Origin of the sequence: uncultured Fluviicola sp., assembly GCF_902168135.1 — a bacterium.
Classification (GTDB): Bacteria; Bacteroidota; Bacteroidia; order Flavobacteriales_D; family Crocinitomicaceae; genus Fluviicola.
The window spans coordinates 1-17,362 of record NZ_CABHOL010000021.1 but is presented as its reverse complement, the minus strand read 5'-3'; the positions used below and the strand labels follow the sequence as shown (position 1 = coordinate 17,362).

At 42.0% G+C, this 17,362-nt stretch carries 14 protein-coding genes; 5 read left to right on the top strand and 9 right to left on the bottom strand.

All coding sequences use genetic code 11. From position 1 onward, the window contains the following. The 3 genes from QZT69_RS07875 to QZT69_RS07865 are packed head-to-tail and all read right to left on the bottom strand — an operon-like array spanning position 1 to position 4,304. Positions 1 to 2,310 carry an exopolysaccharide transport family protein gene (locus QZT69_RS07875; RefSeq protein WP_294672710.1) on the bottom strand — a complete coding sequence of 770 codons (2,310 nt, stop codon included), beginning with the start codon at positions 2,308 to 2,310 and terminating at the stop codon, positions 1 to 3. Between the two features lie 55 nt (positions 2,311 to 2,365). Further along, a complete protein-coding gene (locus QZT69_RS07870; RefSeq protein ID WP_294672707.1) occupies positions 2,366 to 3,136 on the bottom strand; it encodes a polysaccharide biosynthesis/export family protein in 771 nt (256 codons plus the stop codon). Next, positions 3,126 to 4,304, bottom strand: a complete 1,179-nt coding sequence (locus QZT69_RS07865) for a glycosyltransferase (protein ID WP_294672702.1) — start codon at positions 4,302 to 4,304, stop codon at positions 3,126 to 3,128. Before QZT69_RS07865 ends, QZT69_RS07870 begins: the two co-directional genes overlap by 11 nt. A 268-nt stretch (positions 4,305 to 4,572) precedes the next feature. Between QZT69_RS07865 and dacB the strand changes: the two genes are divergently transcribed. The 5 genes from dacB (at position 4,573) to QZT69_RS07840 (ending at position 10,378) form a co-directional block, all read left to right on the top strand. Continuing rightward, positions 4,573 to 6,096, top strand: coding sequence for a D-alanyl-D-alanine carboxypeptidase/D-alanyl-D-alanine-endopeptidase (gene dacB, locus QZT69_RS07860; RefSeq protein ID WP_294672699.1), 1,524 nt, complete (start codon positions 4,573 to 4,575; stop codon positions 6,094 to 6,096). Positions 6,097 to 6,262: 166 nt separating this feature from the next. Beyond that, a complete protein-coding gene (locus tag QZT69_RS07855; protein ID WP_294672696.1) occupies positions 6,263 to 7,396 on the top strand; it encodes a DegT/DnrJ/EryC1/StrS aminotransferase family protein in 1,134 nt (377 codons plus the stop codon). Positions 7,397 to 7,399: 3 nt separating this feature from the next. Beyond that, positions 7,400 to 8,716: a UDP-glucose/GDP-mannose dehydrogenase family protein gene (locus QZT69_RS07850; RefSeq protein WP_294672693.1), complete on the top strand. Its 1,317-nt coding sequence runs from the start codon at positions 7,400 to 7,402 to the stop codon at positions 8,714 to 8,716. A 1-nt stretch (position 8,717) separates the two neighbouring features. Further along, a complete protein-coding gene (locus tag QZT69_RS07845; RefSeq protein WP_294672692.1) occupies positions 8,718 to 9,716 on the top strand; it encodes a UDP-glucuronic acid decarboxylase family protein in 999 nt (332 codons plus the stop codon). Between the two features lie 83 nt (positions 9,717 to 9,799). Beyond that, entirely contained in the window at positions 9,800 to 10,378 is a 579-nt protein-coding gene (locus QZT69_RS07840) for a DapH/DapD/GlmU-related protein (protein WP_294673230.1), read from the top strand. A gap of 62 nt (positions 10,379 to 10,440) precedes the next feature. On the opposite strand, the gene QZT69_RS07835 is transcribed toward QZT69_RS07840, so the two are convergent. The 6 genes from QZT69_RS07835 to QZT69_RS07810 all read right to left on the bottom strand — a co-directional run. After that, a complete protein-coding gene (locus QZT69_RS07835) occupies positions 10,441 to 12,411 on the bottom strand; it encodes a fasciclin domain-containing protein (protein WP_294672690.1) in 1,971 nt (656 codons plus the stop codon). A gap of 286 nt (positions 12,412 to 12,697) precedes the next feature. Then, on the bottom strand, positions 12,698 to 13,729 hold the full coding sequence (locus QZT69_RS07830) for a T9SS type B sorting domain-containing protein (protein WP_294672688.1): 1,032 nt from the start codon (positions 13,727 to 13,729) through the stop codon (positions 12,698 to 12,700). Positions 13,730 to 13,802: 73 nt separating this feature from the next. Then, positions 13,803 to 14,321 (bottom strand): hypothetical protein, encoded by a 519-nt coding sequence (locus QZT69_RS07825; protein ID WP_294672685.1) that lies wholly within the window; start codon positions 14,319 to 14,321, stop codon positions 13,803 to 13,805. Further along, complete coding sequence (locus QZT69_RS07820) at positions 14,297 to 14,803, bottom strand: hypothetical protein (RefSeq protein ID WP_294672682.1); 507 nt, start codon at positions 14,801 to 14,803, stop codon at positions 14,297 to 14,299. The genes QZT69_RS07825 and QZT69_RS07820 overlap by 25 nt, the downstream gene beginning before the upstream one ends. Further along, a complete protein-coding gene (locus QZT69_RS07815; RefSeq protein ID WP_294672679.1) occupies positions 14,804 to 15,235 on the bottom strand; it encodes a hypothetical protein in 432 nt (143 codons plus the stop codon). It abuts the gene before it with no gap. A gap of 112 nt (positions 15,236 to 15,347) precedes the next feature. Next, positions 15,348 to 17,362: gliding motility-associated C-terminal domain-containing protein (locus QZT69_RS07810; RefSeq protein WP_294672676.1), on the bottom strand; the 2,015-nt coding region annotated here is incomplete at its 5' end.

Sequence of the window (17,362 nt, the reverse complement as noted above, 5' to 3'; positions counted from 1 at the left end):
TCACTGATTCTTCTTCTTTTTCTTATCCTCTTCCTCATAATAGCCATGCCCATAGCCGTAGCCATAACCATATCCATAACCATATTTCCCCTTAAATGCTTTCGTACCATTCAGGATGATATTCAAATGTGTTATCTGGTTCATCTCAAACAATTCACGTACCCGTCCTGCAAAGATACGCTTTGAATAATGCGCTTTGAATATATAGATCGGAACATCTGACTTAGCCAGTATCTGTACGCCATCCGTAACCAAACCAACCGGTGGATTGTCAATAATTACGACATCGTATCTTGATTTCAAGGCTTCCAGGATCTCAAAGAATGAATCGCTTAATATTAGCTCGGACGGATTCGGAGGAATTGGCCCCGCACTGATAAAGTCGAGGTTCTCAATTTCCGACTGACGGATACATTCTTCCAATACAGCCTGCTTGATGATCAGGTTGCTGATCCCTTTGTCATTTGCCACGTTCAGTCCCAAATGGACTTTTGGTTTTCTGAGATCCAGGTCGATAACAATGGTTTTCTTACCTGAAAGTGCAATAATTCCAGCCAGGTTGAGAGCTACAAATGTTTTTCCTTCTCCGGAGATCGAAGAGGAAATGGCAATTACCCGGGCGTTCGAATTTACAAAACTGAGGTTCGTACGAATATTTCGCATCGATTCCGCCAAAATGGATTTCGGGCTGTTGTGGATCATCAACTGGCTGAACTCTGAGTTTTCCTTTAACTGCGGAATATTCCCAAGGATCGTTATTTTGTCGGGAAGCAGCTGTTTCAAATCTTCGATCGTATTGATCTCATTGAAGGTAATGTACTTGAAGAACAACAAGGCAAATCCGAAGATAAATCCGATGAATGTGAAGCTGGCATAAACGAGTTTTCTGTTCGGACTAACCGGGTCGGTATTTAAAGAAGCATCGTTCAGTACCCGGTTGCTGGAAGTATACCCGGCGTTGGAAATGGAATACATGACTTTTTTCTCAGTTAAAAGCGTATAGTATTTTTCATTCAGGTCCCGGAGCGATTTTAAACGGTTGTATTCCATTTTCTTTTGAGGAAGCTTCAGGTATTCACCTTCTATCGCTCCGATTTTCCCATTGATCGTATTTACCTGTGAACGAATGCGCTCCTGGATAACTTCCACGCTTCTGCGGATTGATTGAACCTTCGACTGAATTCGTGAGTTCAGGATTTTAAGTTCCGAGTTATTTTCGGAGACATTGGTCAGCAATTCTTCCTTACGTTCCAATAAAGTATTCAGGTCCGAGATTTGTTTTGTTAGTGACTGCTCGAAACTTTTTCCCAGCATTTCGGGAATAAGCCTGTAAATATCCAGGCGGTTGGGTTCCGATTTTAATTTGGAATTCACCATTTTCAGCGTTGCAAGTTCATTTTCCAGTTCGAAAAGCATGTCCTGGAATTTGTCCATATTTTCAGAAAGGGAACTCCCCGAGTTTTCAGGGTCCGTTAAACCCGTTTTCCGCTGGAAATCAGTGAGACTGTCTTTGGAATCTTTTAATTCTTCTGAAATGGAGTCTAATTGCAGTTGGATAAATGAAAGGATGTTATCGGCACTCTTTCGCTTCATTTCCTCATCGAAATTGAAGAAAGTAGTGGCTACGGATTGAATGATATCTTTGCACATATCCGGATTATTTCCACTATACCGGAGTTCAATCGTCTTAGCATTCACATCAACCGGATTCACCTCCAGGTTTGCTATCAGGCGGGAAGTAAGTGATTTTTGGTTATTGAAAATGAAATAAAGCCTGTTTGCCTCATCATCCTGCTTTAGTACGTCCCAGTTCTCTACTTTGAATGCGATGTCAAAATGTTTGGTACGGATGGTTTTATTGATATCGGAAGTTTTTGAATACATTTTCCCATTTGCCATATAGCTGAGCTTCACCCGGTGATTGTCGATCGTTTCCACTTCAACCGGAACATCACACAAACTGCTGTCGCGAAGCGCATACGGAAGAATGGTGAACGTACTCTGATGGTATTTTTCTTCGGTAAGGATTTTCCCTTCCGCAAAGATCGAAACGTTCATATTCATTTTTGAAATAGCCATTTCGAAAAGCAATTGTGACCGGAGTAATTCTATTTCGGATGAAATGTCATCGTTCTTATTGATATTATCGATTTCGAGTAATTCCTTAGCCTGGTCTTTTTCCACCAATTGTATGATCATACTCGAATCATATATCGGCTTGGTATATCTCAGGTAAACAAATGCAATGCAAAGGAAAAAAAGTATCAATAGCAATACCCACCACCAATAGCGGCGAAGGATTACGCTCACAATGATGGGATTGTAATCTTTATTGATAAATATGGAGGTGTTTGGACTATTCACGTTATTTCAGTGTTGAGAAAACAGTAATGATAACAAGTGCACTTGATACCAGGGAAATAATCGGGGCCGCCACTTTTAAGGTTTCCTGCCCGATCTGCTCTTTCGGTTCAATATAAATATAATCATTAGCCTGGATAATCATATCGGCATATTGCAGGTTCTCAATTTTCGAAAGGTCGACAACATACATGGTCCGGACGTTGTTTACTACCCGCATGATTTTGATCTTGCTGGCTTTTCCCCGTTCGGCAATCCCGCCTGCCAGTGCAATTGCTTCCATGAGAGTCGTGTTATTGTTTTCGAGCGGAACAACCTTTGCCGCACTTCCGTTTCCGGGAAATACAATGACGCGCTGGTTGGTGAGTTTTACCTGTACGAATGGTTTGTTGTAACCATTTTTCTGCTCGAACAATTTGGCAAGTGTATCTTCGCATTGCTTGACGGTAAATCCGGCAATCGGAGTAGACCCGAGAATGGGAAGGTCTGCTTTTCCATCGGGCCTCACTACATACTCGATTTCTGTTTTTGGGCTTGCGTCCTTATTCATCCCTGCCATTTCATTCACAATTCGTTCTCCTTCATTCGTATAAAGCATGAATGTGAATTTATCGTCTCTTGCAATTTTGTATTCTTCAGCAGGTTTTAAAGGAATGCTGTCTCTTACTTCGTTGACTCCTTTGGGAGTTCGGAACATGAGGTTGCTGTTGATCCCGCAGGATTGAACCAGGAATAAACCCGTCAATAAGGAAAATAACAAGCCTTTATTTCGCATTTTTTCTAGTCTTTTCAATGAGTTCAGCATAATAATTTTCCATGTTTTTCACCAAAGTAGTGTAATGGAATTTATCTCTTACGAAGTTCCAGCCATTTTGTGACATTTTCGTGCGAATTTCTTTGTTTTCGATCAGGAGCTGCAGTTTTTTGCCGAATGCATCCGGATCTTTTTTAGGAACAACAAAGCCGGTATTTTCCTCGTCCAAAATATCTTTTACACCGCCTACATCTGTTGCTATGACCGGAACTCCACTCGCCTGGGCTTCTATTAAACTTACGGGCGTTCCTTCATTGTCCGAGCTCAAACAAATAATATCCATTCCGGCATTAAAAGTGGCAATGTCTTTTATCCAGCTCGTTAACTCAATCTTCAAACCATATTGATCCTGCAGTTCTTTTACGCGCTTTTCAATCATCGGTTTTTCCTGTCCGTCACCAACAATGAAGTACCTGGCCCGAACGCCTTTTTCAGCCAATAACGCAACGGCATCTAAAAAGAGTCCGTGATTTTTAATAGGAGCCAATCTCCCTACGATTGCTACCGCAACTTCATCTTCCTTCAGGTTCCAATTTTGGCGGGTTGTCGCTCTTTTTTCAGCCAGGTTCTCCCGGAATTTCAGAAGATCGAAACCCAATGGAATGACTTTTATTTTATCCGGACTGCAAATGCTGTGAACGGAACTCAGTTCTTCTTTTTGAATGGGACTGATAGCAATAATCCCGGTAGAAATTTTCGCCAACCTTCGTTCGATGATTTTGTACAGCAGCGTTTTTGCCTTTCCGAAATAGGAGTGGAAGACATGGCCGTGAAATGTATGTACGATTACAGGAACGCCGCAGGCTTTTGCTGCTTTTCTGCCAAGCGCTCCGGCCTTTGCTGCATGTGTGTGTACAATGTCGGGCTGGAATTCTTCAATGATCTGTTTGATCTTGCGGTACGCCTCCCGATCCGATTTAAAATTGGGAATGCGTTTCATTTCCGGGATTAACAAAGGCTTTACCCCGTAATCTTCCAAAATGTGCAGGGAATCCGATTCGTCCTGCTCGGGTAAACCTCCAACCAATAAAGTCTCGTAATCTTCCGAGATGAATTTCGTTAAGAAAGCAGCATTGTAAGTCGGTCCACCAATATTGAATCGATTAATGATTCGGAGCACTTTTGGCATTAATTCCTGAAAGTTTAAAGTTACTAGAGTCAAGAGGCAAGATTTTGAGAGTCAGGACAGAAATCACCGTTTTTAGCTTTTCAGCTCGGACTTCTATTCAAAATATTATTTCTCAGTCGTGACCCTTGTCTCTAAATGTCTTGACTCTTTTCAATTCTCAATTGAATCAGTCCAAAAGTACGGAATATCTTACTAAAAGTTTTGTAAAATGATAATCGGAACCCGCGAAATGGAAACTTTCCTAATTGAACTGTTCAAAAGTTTTTAAGTGGCAGAAATTTTGCATGCCGATAAACCAGAACTTTACGTTATGATTCATTTCAAATTGATATCACGCATTTTTTTGCCTGGATTTGTTGTTCTTTTTGCCGGAAGTTTTAGTTTTTCGCAAAATTCAATTCAGACCGCGATTGATGCCTTTTCCTCCAATGCTTATTTTGCGAATGCATCCATTAGTTTCGAAGCAATGGATTGTGCTACAGGTCAGGTGCTGGCTGCCAAAAATCCTTCCCTGGCACTTCCGCCGGCTTCTACCACCAAATTATTTTCAACAGCTACGGCTTTTCAATTATTAGGAAAGAATTACGCACCGCAAACACGGATTTACCTGGACGGAGAACTAACCGAAGAAGGTGTTTTGAACGGGAATCTTTGGATCAGGGGAGGTGGAGATGTTGCACTCGGAAGCCGCTATTACAACGGAGAGGGAAGAGAAGACGAATTCATGGAAAAATGGGTAGATACACTTGTGAAACTGGGAATCAAAAAGATCAATGGTGCCATTGTAGCGGATGCTTCCGAATTTGGCTACGAAGGCGCTCCTGACGGTTGGAATTGGGGTGACATGGGGAACTATTACGGTGCCGGTGCTTCCGGTCTGCCGATTTACGATAATATGCTGCGCTACCATTTCCAGGTAGGAGCTAAAAGCGGTACAAAAACCACCTTTTTGGGAACCACTCCGGTTGTGGAAGGATTGAAATACGCCAATTACGTTCAAACCGGTGGATCAGGAGATAATTCCTACATCTATGGTGCTCCCTATTCGATGGACCGTTTCGGGACGGGAACACTTGGAGCCGGTTTGGGAAGATTTACCGTAAAAGGAAGTCTGCCTGATCCTGAGTTGACTTTCTCACAGGAATTCACCAGGGTTTTAAAAGCAAAAGGAATTGAGGTCAAAAATCCCGCGCTTGCCGCACGAAATTTAAGCATCACCTCGGCAAGTACGCGCTATGCAGCCATGAAATTATTCTTTACTTACAAAGGAAAAACTTTGAATTCCATTGCCTGGTGGACGAATATGAAATCCGTGAACCTCTTCGCAGAAGAAGTGTTGTGCTGGGTGGGCTACGGAACTTCCGGGAATGGTTCTATAGACAACAGTATTGCACGCATGATGAATTACTGGTCGGGAAAGATCAACACCATCGGACTTTATATCACCGACGGTTCCGGTTTATCGAGAAGCAATGCTATTTCGGCAAACCATTTTTGCGAGATGCTCAAATACATGTCAACAGCGAAAGAATTTGATGCTTTTTATGCCACATTACCGGTTGCCGGAGTTTCCGGAACACTTTCCTCGGTTTGCAAGAACCAGCCGGGAGAGGGGAAGATCCATGCAAAAAGCGGGACGATGAAGCGCATTAAAGCATATGCAGGTTACGCGGAAACCAAATCCGGGAAAAAGATCTGTTTTTCATTGATCATCAATAATTTCAACTCTTCTTCCGAATATGCGGTGGGACAAATGGAAAAGGTGTTTAATGCGATGGTGCTTTCCGAGTAAGATACTCAAATAGTAAACCACATAGGACACAATAGATCACATAGTTTATAAAACTGACACAAATGTTCTATGTGAACTATGTATCCATGTGTTTCCAATTAATTCACCGCTTTTATTAATTTTGTAGGAATAGAATAGTTTTAAGTAATCTCCATAGATTAAGCACGTGAAAAAAATTCAAATGGTGGACCTGGCGACTCAGTACCAGGCAATAAAATCCGAAATTGATTCTGCAATACAGGAAGTTTTAGATTCGTCTGTTTTTATTGGCGGACCGGTTGTTCAGCGTTTTCAAAAATCATTGGAATCGTATTTGAATGTGAAGCACGTGATACCTTGTGCAAATGGTACGGATGCTTTGCAGATTGCCATGATGGCCCTGGGACTGAAGCCCGGAGATGAGGTCATTACTCCTTCATTTACTTATATTGCAACAACGGAGGTGATCGCTTTACTTGGTTTGACACCGGTTTTCGTGGATGTAGACCCGAAGACTTTCTGCATTGATCCATCAAAGATCGAAGCGGCAATTACTTCCAAAACAAAGGCGATTGTTCCGGTTCATTTATACGGTCAGGCTTGCGATATGGATGCAATCATGGAAATCGCACAAAAGCACAGCTTGTTCGTGATCGAAGACAATGCGCAGGGGATCGGATCGGATTACTATTCTGGAAATGGTGAGACAAAAAAATTAGGAACGATCGGAGACATCGGCTGTACCAGCTTTTTCCCATCCAAGAATTTGGGTTGTTATGGAGATGGCGGTGCTATTTTCACCAATGATGATGCATTGGCAGAACAACTGCGAATGGTTGCGAATCACGGACAGAAAGTAAAATACCAGCACGATGTAGTCGGATGTAATTCCAGGCTGGATGCAGTTCAGGCAGCAGTTTTAAATGTAAAACTTCCGAAGCTGGACGAATATGTGGCTGCAAGAATAAAAGTTGCCGATTATTACGACCGTGTTCTGGGAGCTTCCGATAAGATCCAAACTCCGCACCGCGATGGTAAATCCAAACATGTATTCCATCAGTATACCGTTCAGTTGAAAGGTGTAGATAGAAATGCTTTACAGGAATACCTGGCTTCAAAAGATATTCCTTCGATGATCTATTACCCGGCTCCGGCACACAAACAGGGAATGTTCGCATCTTTCAACCTGGGAGATCTGGACCTGCCTGTAACAGAAGAATTAACGAAACACGTGATATCTTTCCCAATCCATACTGAAATGACGGAAGAACAACAGAGCTTCATTTGTTCTGAAATTCTCAATTTCGTAAATGCACACTAAATCATGAAAAAAATTACCATTGTTGGAACCGGTTATGTCGGTTTAGTTACCGGAACATGTTTTGCAGAAACAGGGAATCAGGTTGTCTGTGTGGATATAGACAGTCAAAAAGTAGCGCGGATGCGAAACGGGGAAGTTCCGATCTATGAACCGCACCTGGATGTGCTTTTCGAGCGAAACATTAAGGCCGACCGCTTGTCGTTTACAACCAACCTGGAAGAAGGAATTAAAGATGCGGAGATCATCTTTTTGGCTTTGCCGACACCTCCGGGGGAAGATGGTTCGGCTGACCTGAAATACATTTTGGGTGTAGCAGATGAGTTGGGGAAACTATTGAAAGACTATAAAGTAATTGTAGATAAAAGTACGGTTCCGGTGGGAACTGCCGAGAAAGTGCATGCTGCGATCGCGAAACACGCAACCGTGGATTTTGATGTGGTTTCAAACCCGGAATTTTTGCGCGAAGGATTTGCAGTAGATGATTTTATGAAACCTGACCGCGTAGTTTTGGGAACTTCTTCCGAGCGTGCCGAGCGAATCATGGAGCAGTTGTACAAACCTTTCGTTCGACAGGGGAACCCGATTATATTCATGGATGAGAAATCTGCAGAGCTGACAAAATATGCGGCAAACGCTTTTTTGGCGACCAAGATTACCTTCATGAATGAGATCGCCAATTTCTGTGAATTGGTTGGTGCCAATGTGGATAAGGTACGGATCGGGATCGGTTCGGACGAACGTATCGGTAAACGCTTTTTATTCCCGGGTATCGGTTACGGGGGATCATGCTTCCCGAAGGATGTGCAGGCTTTGTATAACTCCGGAGCTGAAAACCAGTTTTCTTTTGAGATTCTAAAGGCGGTTATGTCCGTAAACGAATCCCAAAAGACCATTCTCTTCCCGAAAATGAAGAATTTTTTCCGCGGAGATCTTTCCGGTAAGAAGATTGCTTTGTGGGGCTTGGCTTTCAAACCGGATACGGATGATATTCGTGAAGCACCGGCATTGTACATGATCGAAGAGTTGACCAAAGCGGGAGCACAAATTACGGCTTATGACCCCGAAGCAATGGAAAATGTGAAAGGAGTTATAGGAGACAAAATTTCCTATACACAGAATGAATACGAGGCACTGCAGGATGCAGACGCTTTGCTGATCTGCACGGAGTGGGGAGTTTTCCGCAACCCGGATTTTGATAAAATGAAGTCGCTGATGAAAGATGCCGTTATTTTTGACGGAAGGAACTTGTTTGAGATTTCAGAAATGAATGAAAAAGGATTCTATTACAGTTCAATCGGTAGGTCCGTAGTAGCACAATAATATGAATACAGGCAGAAAACGCATATTGATTACCGGTGCAGCCGGATTTTTAGGGTCGCATTTGTGTGATCGGTTCATTAAAGATGATTACCACGTGATTGCGATGGATAATCTCATCACCGGCCGGTTGAAGAATATCGAGCATTTGTTCCACCTGGAAAACTTCGACTTCTACAACCACGATGTAAGCAAATTTATACACGTTCCGGGAAACCTCGACTATATCCTGCATTTCGCATCGCCGGCAAGCCCAATCGACTACCTGAAAATCCCTATCCAGACACTTAAAGTAGGGTCTTTGGGAATTCATAACTGCCTGGGATTGGCACGCGTGAAAAATGCACGGGTACTGATCGCAAGTACTTCTGAGATTTACGGTGATCCGACGGTTCATCCGCAGACAGAAGAATATTGGGGAAACGTGAACCCGGTAGGGCCGAGAGGTGTTTACGATGAGGCGAAACGTTTCCAGGAAGCTATTACGATGGCTTATCATACATTCCATGGAGTTGAAACACGCATTGTACGGATTTTCAACACCTATGGACCACGCATGCGCCTGAACGACGGCCGTGTACTTCCTGCTTTTATCGGGCAGGCACTTCGCGGAGAGGATCTGACTGTTTTCGGAGACGGTTCTCAAACACGTTCGTTCTGTTATGTAGACGACCTGGTAGAAGGAATTGTGCGATTGCTGCACAGCGATTGCTCGGATCCTGTTAATATCGGGAACCCGGATGAAATTACCATCAGTCAGTTTGCAGAGGAAATCATCAAATTGACGGGAACAACCCAAAAAGTGATTTACAAAGACCTTCCGGTGGATGACCCGAAACAGCGTCAGCCGGATATTACCCGTGCGAAGAAACTGTTGAACTGGGAACCGAAAATTGACCGGGCAGAAGGGTTGAAACGCACTTACGCTTATTTTAAGAGTTTAACAAAAGAAGAATTGTACCAATCGGATCACATTGATTTTGAGAAGTATATCGTAAGATGAATTATTAATTGAAAGGTGGTTGAATGCTTACGCTAAAGCTTCAGCATAAGCGTAGCGGAGTCGAAGCCACTTTTCACTTTTCAATGGAAGATATGGGTTATTTTGCACACGAAACAGCAGTGGTAGATCCGGGCTGCACGATTGGTGAAGGAACGAAGATCTGGCATTTTTCGCACATTATGCCTAATTGTGTGATCGGTGAGAAATGCAATATAGGGCAGAACGTGGTGGTTTCACCCGAGGTTATTTTAGGGAACAACGTGAAGATCCAGAACAACGTTTCAATTTATACCGGAGTGATCTGTGAAGACGATGTCTTTTTGGGGCCGTCCATGGTTTTTACCAATGTGATGAACCCGCGTTCGGCTGTAAACAGAAGGGACCAATATTCCAAAACGGTTGTAAAAAAAGGGGCTTCTATCGGTGCGAATGCAACCATTGTATGCGGGAACGATATCGGTGAATATGCATTTATCGGTGCGGGATCAGTTGTAACGAAAGAAGTGCTTCCATACGCATTGGTAGTTGGAAACCCGGCACGCCAGATTGGCTGGATGAGTGCTTTCGGACACCGCCTGACTTTTGATGAGAACGGTTTTGCGGTTTGCCCGGAGAGCAACGAGAAATACGTCTTAATAAATGGCCGCGTGACCAAAGCATAAAAATGAAAGGTGCTCACCGGAGAGTAGTGAACACCTTTCGCATTTCAATGGAGAAATGGTACTTACTTTTTAATCACTCTGGTTACATACGTTTTTTTACCGTCGTTTAATTGAAGCAGGTAAGAACCTTCTGACAATCCGTCTATTGAGATGTCGCCTTCCGGGATTGCTCCGGATTTTACCTTTTGTCCCAGGTTATTCAGCAGGATATATTCCCCATTGTTCACACCACTGATCGTTAATTTATCGGTTGCAGGATTCGGATATACTTCCGCCTGTAAAATTTCATTGTTATCAAGTCCAAGGAATGATTCCAAAATCACCTTGTCCAATACATGTACCACTCCGTTGTCGGCTTCCACGTCTGCCATAGTTACTGTTGCATCATTGATCTTAACACCATTACTCAAATTCACAATGATGTTTGCTCCGTTCAAAGTAGCTACCGGCCCATTCATCAGATCAGCTGCATTCACATTTCCGCTTACCACGTGGTAAGTCAGGATGTCAGCCAGGTTCGGCAGGTTCAGGATTCCGTTTAAATCCGTACCTAAAGTTGTTGCTAAATTGTCGAATGCAGTATTAGTCGGCGCGAATACGGTAAATTCCTGGAAAGGATCAGACAATGCCGGTACCAATTCTGCTTTTACTACCGCGCTAACAAGCGTTGAGAAATTGTTATCGATGGCTACATCCACAACAGTATTCACAGGAAGAACTACTTTGTCGATCACGTGAACTACTCCGTTATCAGCCTGAACATCCGCCGTTAATACACTTGCATGATTGACAAACACAGCGTTTGCAGCAGTTTTAGTCAGTTTCAGGGAATTGGTAGTGCTTAACGGGTTTACCACCGCACCGTTTGTTACTGCACTTGCAACTACTTCTGTTCCCAATACGTGGTATTTCAACACATCATCCAGGTTCGGAAGTGCCAGTAATCCGGCAATGTTTGTGTTCAGATCAGCAGCCAGACTGTCAAATGCAGCATTATTCGGTGCGAAAACTGTGTACTGTGCGAACGGGTCGGAGAGTGCCGGGATCAGTTCTTCCTGTATTACGGCTGTTGCCAGCGTTGTAAATCCGTTATCCAGGGCCACATCAACTACGGTATTTACCGGAAGAACTACTTTGTCGATCACGTGAACTACTCCGTTATCAGCCTGAACATCCGCCGTTACCACACTTGCATGATTGACAAACACAGCGTTTGCTGAAGTTTTAGTCAATTTTAGAGAGTTTGTAGTGCTTAGCGGGTTCACCACCGCACCGTTTGTTACAGCACTTGCAACTACTTCTGTTCCCAATACGTGGTACTTCAACACATCATCCAGGTTCGGAAGTGCCAGTAATCCTGCAATATTTGTGTTCAATGAAGCAGCCAGGTCGTCAAACGCCGTGTTGCTTGGTGCAAATACGGTGTACTGAGCGAACGGATCCGAAAGTACCGGAACCAATTCCTCCTGTACAACGGCTGCAACAAGTGTTGTAAACCCATTGTCCAGCGCTACATCAATCACCGTTTCACTACTCATGAGTACCGCGTCAATTGAATGCACAACACCATTAGCTGCTGTGAGATCCGCAGCGGTAACCATTGCATGGTTAACATACACGTTGTTGGAAGCGGTTTTTGTCAGCTTCAGTGTGTTCCCTGTAAACAACGGCGTAACAATGGCTCCATTGGTAACTCCTGCAGCGTTGACAGTAGTTCCCAGAACGTGATAGGTTAAAATGTCTGCCAGGTCAGGCAGGTTTAACAGATCGTTGACAGTGACCCCAAGTTGGCTGGCCAGGTCATTAAAAGCATTGTCGTCCGGCGCAAATACTGTTAATGTGGCGGCGTTGTTCTGGAGGTCGTCGTCCAGGCCTGCAGCAATAAGAGCTGCTTCTAAGTGCGTGTGATTGGGACTTGCAGCAATCACATCATCAAACACATTTGTTTGTGCATTTGATGAAAAGGAAAGGATACCCATAAAGGCAGCTCCTGCTAGTCTTCTGACCAATGTTTGAGAGGATTGATTTTTCATTTTGTTTAATGTTTTTATAAATTAGTTAAACAATTTGACGGAAAATTACGGCAGACGGTTCGATAGTTGGATCGCTATTAACTTAATTTAACACGAACTATTTTTAGCTTTTGGCACTTAAATAACTGGTAATAAGAATGTTAAATAGGTATAATTAATCTATCGAATAAATAGTCTTTTAACAGCATTGAGATTCATTAGGATTCTCAGAAATGCTTTTTCAGCATCAATGAATCGGACAACCTGATGGAGATAGGGTTGAAAGTTTTGACAAAAAGGATGGGTTTTACCTCAATAAGTTTGCATGCCCGGTAATGACTTTCTTTTCGGTGGTGTTTTCCGCTTTGTATTCCAGTTTCCACCCGAAAACACCTTCTTTTGCGGGAAGTCCGTGATAGGAGCCATCCCAGCCCGTTTTGGAGTCCAAAGATGTAAAAACAATCTCTCCCCAGCGGTCATACACATCAAAACGGTATTCCAAAGGATCGTATCCACAGACAAAAACCGGGTTAAAGACATTGTTGTGTTCGTCACCGTTTGGGGTGAATGTGTTGGGAACGTAGTAGATGATTTCGTCCAAGACACGGTTTAATTGCAGATTATCCCAGAAAATATCAAAAGATACTATTTGAGGGAAATCGCAAGATCCGCCCAACATGATGGAAGAAATGTCTTCTTGTGGGGTAAAGTACAATTCGATAGTGCTCCATTGATTTTGAATCGGGTAAGTATATCTTCCAATTTCCGTATAACCCAAACCTTCAGGACAAAAAACAGTCTGAAGTGGGAACATATTACATTTATTGCTTCCAAATAAAACAATATCAACGAGAGCCCCAGGGTAGCTATCTTGACCATCATAAGTATCGGCAGCGATATTAAATTTAAGTAGGTAGGTTTGACCACTAAGCAGAGGTCCGTTCAAACAGGTGCCCAAATAATCCATAATACTCGGGCCAAAAGTACTGGACGCACAATTATTCCCATCCGGAATCGGCTGAGGAACCATGTCTGGCATAAAACCATTGGTCGAAAAAAGTTCAGGGGTGCTTAAAGTTGCTTGTTCCCAACCTTCAGCACAGTTTAATTGACCATTACCAGTAGGTATACAATTGGTATTCTCAAAAGAAGCATTTGTAATCAGGGAAATTTTAAAATTATCTGCTCGTGTACACGGGCAATCCTCTAAGTCATATTGATCAATCAGGCGGTCACCGTCATCATCGATGTTGTTGTTGCAGATTTCCTGCCCGGATGAAAAACCGCTGCCAAAAAGGAAGAATGTAAGTAAGATAAGTGAATGTCTGATCGGTTTCATGAATGGGGATGTGTTACGCTCAAATATAATTAATCTTCTCACAAATTGCGCATAAATGTAAAAAAATAATATTTTAATACTGTTTTACTGCAATTTGCTTGCAGTCACAAGCGTAATAAGGTGTTACATCTGAAATATAGTAATTGATCTTATTAAAGCGGAGTCTAATTGTATCGTTGTTCCAGTTATTATAATAATCAGAAATTCCGGCACTTACTTTCCATCTTTTGTTATTAGAATCGTACAAAGTATCCCCGCCCCCAATTCTTACATACATAGGAATTGAGCTGAATTCTACTTGAAGAGCTGAAAAGGTAAATTCGTCGTCAAAATTTTGAAAACGTATAGAATCTTGATTTTCTGATTCATTGTACAAATGAACTAAATCCATGTCGTACAGATACACACCGATAGTATCAAATACTTTGTAATGCCCGGCAATCTTTTCCCATTTGGTGGGTTCGGGAATAGTGGGTACCGGTGTTTTTTTCTTGGTACAGGAAAGGATATTCATCCCTGCTGTGAAAACCAGTATGAGTGATGAATATTTTAGAAATGTAGCATTGTTTAATGCTGCTTTACACCAATACATTTAACCGTTCGATTTTCATAAGGTCTTACATCTTCTATATAATAGAGAATATTTTGAATTTGGTACCTGATATAAATTGTATCATTGCTAAATCTCGCCTCATAACCATACAGTTGCCATCGATCATTGTTTGAGTCATATAGTGGTTGATGAGATCCTATATAAAAAGAATGCTTGGGCCAATTGCTGGGATTAACCTCTGGTTGAAACTCTTTGAATATAAATTGACCATCGAAATTGTTAAATTGAAAAGTATCTCTTTGTGCATTTTGTTCATTGAAACTTGTCCAATGAGAGATACTCATATCATTTAAGTAATTACCCAAAGTATCGTACATCTTGTAAGTTCCGGGAATTAACTCCCAGTTGGTTGGTTCGGGAATAACCGATACAGGTGTTTTTTTCTTCGTACAGGAAAGAATATTTATCCCGGCCGCAAAGACAAGGATGAGCAGTTGGTATTTTTGAATGAAAGGCATCAATTAATGCTGCTTTACGCCAATTTGTTTTATTTCAATGGATTCGTACGGTCTTGTGTCCTCTATGTAGTAAAGTATATTATGCAGCTTGTAAGAAAGATAGATACTATCATTACTGTAATGGGCACTATAAGTCCATAACTGCCAACGGTCATTGTTTTGATCGTAAAGTGGTTGGTGTGAACCAACGTAGAAAAAATACTTAGGCAGGTTTGTAATATTAGCGTCTATTTGAAAGTTTTTGAAGGTGAATTCGCCATAGAAATTAGTGAATTGAAACGTATCCTTTCGATCTCCGTTTTCGTTTATTGCAGACCAATGCTGAATGCTCATATCATGCATATAGTTGCCTAATGTATCATACATTTGATAAGTTCCGGGAATTAATTCCCATTTGGTGGGTTCGGGAACCGGTGTTGTTACTGGAACTGGCACCTTATCTTTTTTGCAGGCAGATAGTAGAATTATGCCGACCAAAGCCGGCATAATCCATCGTTTATATTTTCTTGCTTGTATCATTTTTACAGGGAGCAAGTTACATAACTTTTCAATTCTTTACAATTGTTTTTTCTCTGACAGACTGATCCTCGAAAGTTACTCTAACCTGGTAGTTCCCGGAGCTTAATCCTGATAGGTCTACTGGTTGTTCGAGGTCAACGACCTTTCTGATCAATTGTTTACCATTTGCATCGAGAATCATGATCTCCTTTATTTTCTTTCCGGCGTGAACCCTTATAAAACTTTCAGTGGGGTTCGGAAATACAAAAAAGTGATCTTCAGGAAGGTCATCAGTTTGAAGTTGTGAATTGGTTTCGTCAGTTAATGCTAAATTATTGTTTAACGACTCAACTCTTTCTTTATCTGCTTCGTGTGATTGAACCAGCGCGGGATTTATGTAAACGGATATATTTCCGCTTAAAGTAATTGTTTGACCGCAACCATGAAGATATATGACATAGAAATAGACTCCTTCAGTAACGAATTGTCCTTTCCCCGTCCCAACATTGATTCTTCCATCCCAGTTAATAGAAGATGGTGAAGGAGATAGCGAGGTAAATGGGCAGCATTGGAGTCCTTCGTAAACGACCTGGCTGTAGATGTTCGATTGCCATGAATTTACGATATATAATTCAAAACCAGTTGCTCCAAAAGCACACCAGGGGTGATTATTATCATGAATAAACCAAACATCATTAATTCCGTCTCCATTCGGTGAGAAAATATTTGGAAGAGGAGAGTCGTACGTAAAGCCATTGAATCCGGTACAGCAATCCTGACACCCGGTCACACAAGTTGTTGGTTCTATAACGGCTTCATATACTCCTGAATTGGAATCAAAAAAATCACCCATTTCAATAGTTTCTCCTGCTTGTAAATAAACTGAATTACCACTTCCGATTTGAACAGTAGCATTTAAACCTACTTCAATGCATTTACCTGCCTTTGTTTCAGGAGGAAGAGGGTTATTACTTGGTGTGCGGTCATCATAGCTAATGCAAACAGGACAGTAATCACAGATGACTTTAATGTGGAAAGTATAAGTATTATCCATTACCTGACAGCCGTTGTTGTCCTTTACGTAAACAGTGAAGTCATAAATCCCTGAATAATTAAGTGGAGTTTGCCAACTAAATGACATATTCCCACCATTGGATGTGTTTGGAGGCAGGGATAAATTGAAAGGTGTAGGGATACTCTCACTTGTAAGATTTGCCTCAACTAATTCCCCGCTATTATTTGAAATTAACGAATTAAAGCTAACTGTACCGCCGGATTGAACGTAAACGGTATACTCATTCGTTCCGTTAACGCCATTCATAGTTGGGGCAACTTGTCCGGTTAAGGAATTGACAGTTAAAGTCAACGTTTCCGTATGTGTACAGTTTTCCGGAGTTGTTACCACAACTGTGTAAGTAGCATTTCCAATGGTCGGATTCACTAGTAAAGAAGTTGTTCCCACTCCGGTGCCCAGTGATCCTGAGTTATCGCTCCAGGCATAAGTCCATCCGTTATCTCCGGTAACCTGGAGAGTTATCGGAACACTTTCACAAACAGGGTTGCCATCTGTGATAAAAGAAATATCCGGATTAACAATACAGAAATCGACAGAAGTACTTACTTCACAACCATTATAAACAGTTAAATAAGCCCTGTAACAATGTCCCGGAATTTTATTGACTCCCAGGAGTGCTGATACATCGGCTGTTCCTGCAGTTCCTGTTTGAAATGCTCCGTTATACTTTAAAACTTCAGATCCGCTTGTAATATCATAAATATCCCATTCGTATTCTGTTTCACCCGAACTACTTGCTCCGTTCAATATTATCGGAGAACTTCCGCAGAAATTGGCTGCTATAGGACTGATTACAGCAGTAGGCATAGAACTCACCAAATCAACGGAAATATCATCCAAATAGAATAAAACAGATTGATTGGTCGAAATACTATTTTGCTTGAACGACCCAAACGTCAAATAATGAACCCCTGACTGAGTGGCATTGAAACAGAAAGTTACTTTCTTATAGGTTGTCGAAGTAACTTGTTCAATAATCTGGGGTGTTA

What these genes read in the sequence shown, in the direction of transcription:
- QZT69_RS07840 (WP_294673230.1), top strand. Translation starts at nt 9,800, where the DNA reads ATGGAAGATATGGGTTATTTTGCACACGAAACAGCAGTGGTAGATCCG.
- QZT69_RS07845 (WP_294672692.1), top strand. Translation starts at nt 8,718, where the DNA reads ATGAATACAGGCAGAAAACGCATATTGATTACCGGTGCAGCCGGATTT.
- QZT69_RS07870 (WP_294672707.1), bottom strand. Translation starts at nt 3,136, where the DNA reads ATGCGAAATAAAGGCTTGTTATTTTCCTTATTGACGGGTTTATTCCTG.
- QZT69_RS07865 (WP_294672702.1), bottom strand. Translation starts at nt 4,304, where the DNA reads ATGCCAAAAGTGCTCCGAATCATTAATCGATTCAATATTGGTGGACCG.
- QZT69_RS07850 (WP_294672693.1), top strand. Translation starts at nt 7,400, where the DNA reads ATGAAAAAAATTACCATTGTTGGAACCGGTTATGTCGGTTTAGTTACC.
- QZT69_RS07830 (WP_294672688.1), bottom strand. Translation starts at nt 13,729, where the DNA reads ATGAAACCGATCAGACATTCACTTATCTTACTTACATTCTTCCTTTTT.
- QZT69_RS07825 (WP_294672685.1), bottom strand. Translation starts at nt 14,321, where the DNA reads ATGTATTGGTGTAAAGCAGCATTAAACAATGCTACATTTCTAAAATAT.
- QZT69_RS07835 (WP_294672690.1), bottom strand. Translation starts at nt 12,411, where the DNA reads ATGAAAAATCAATCCTCTCAAACATTGGTCAGAAGACTAGCAGGAGCT.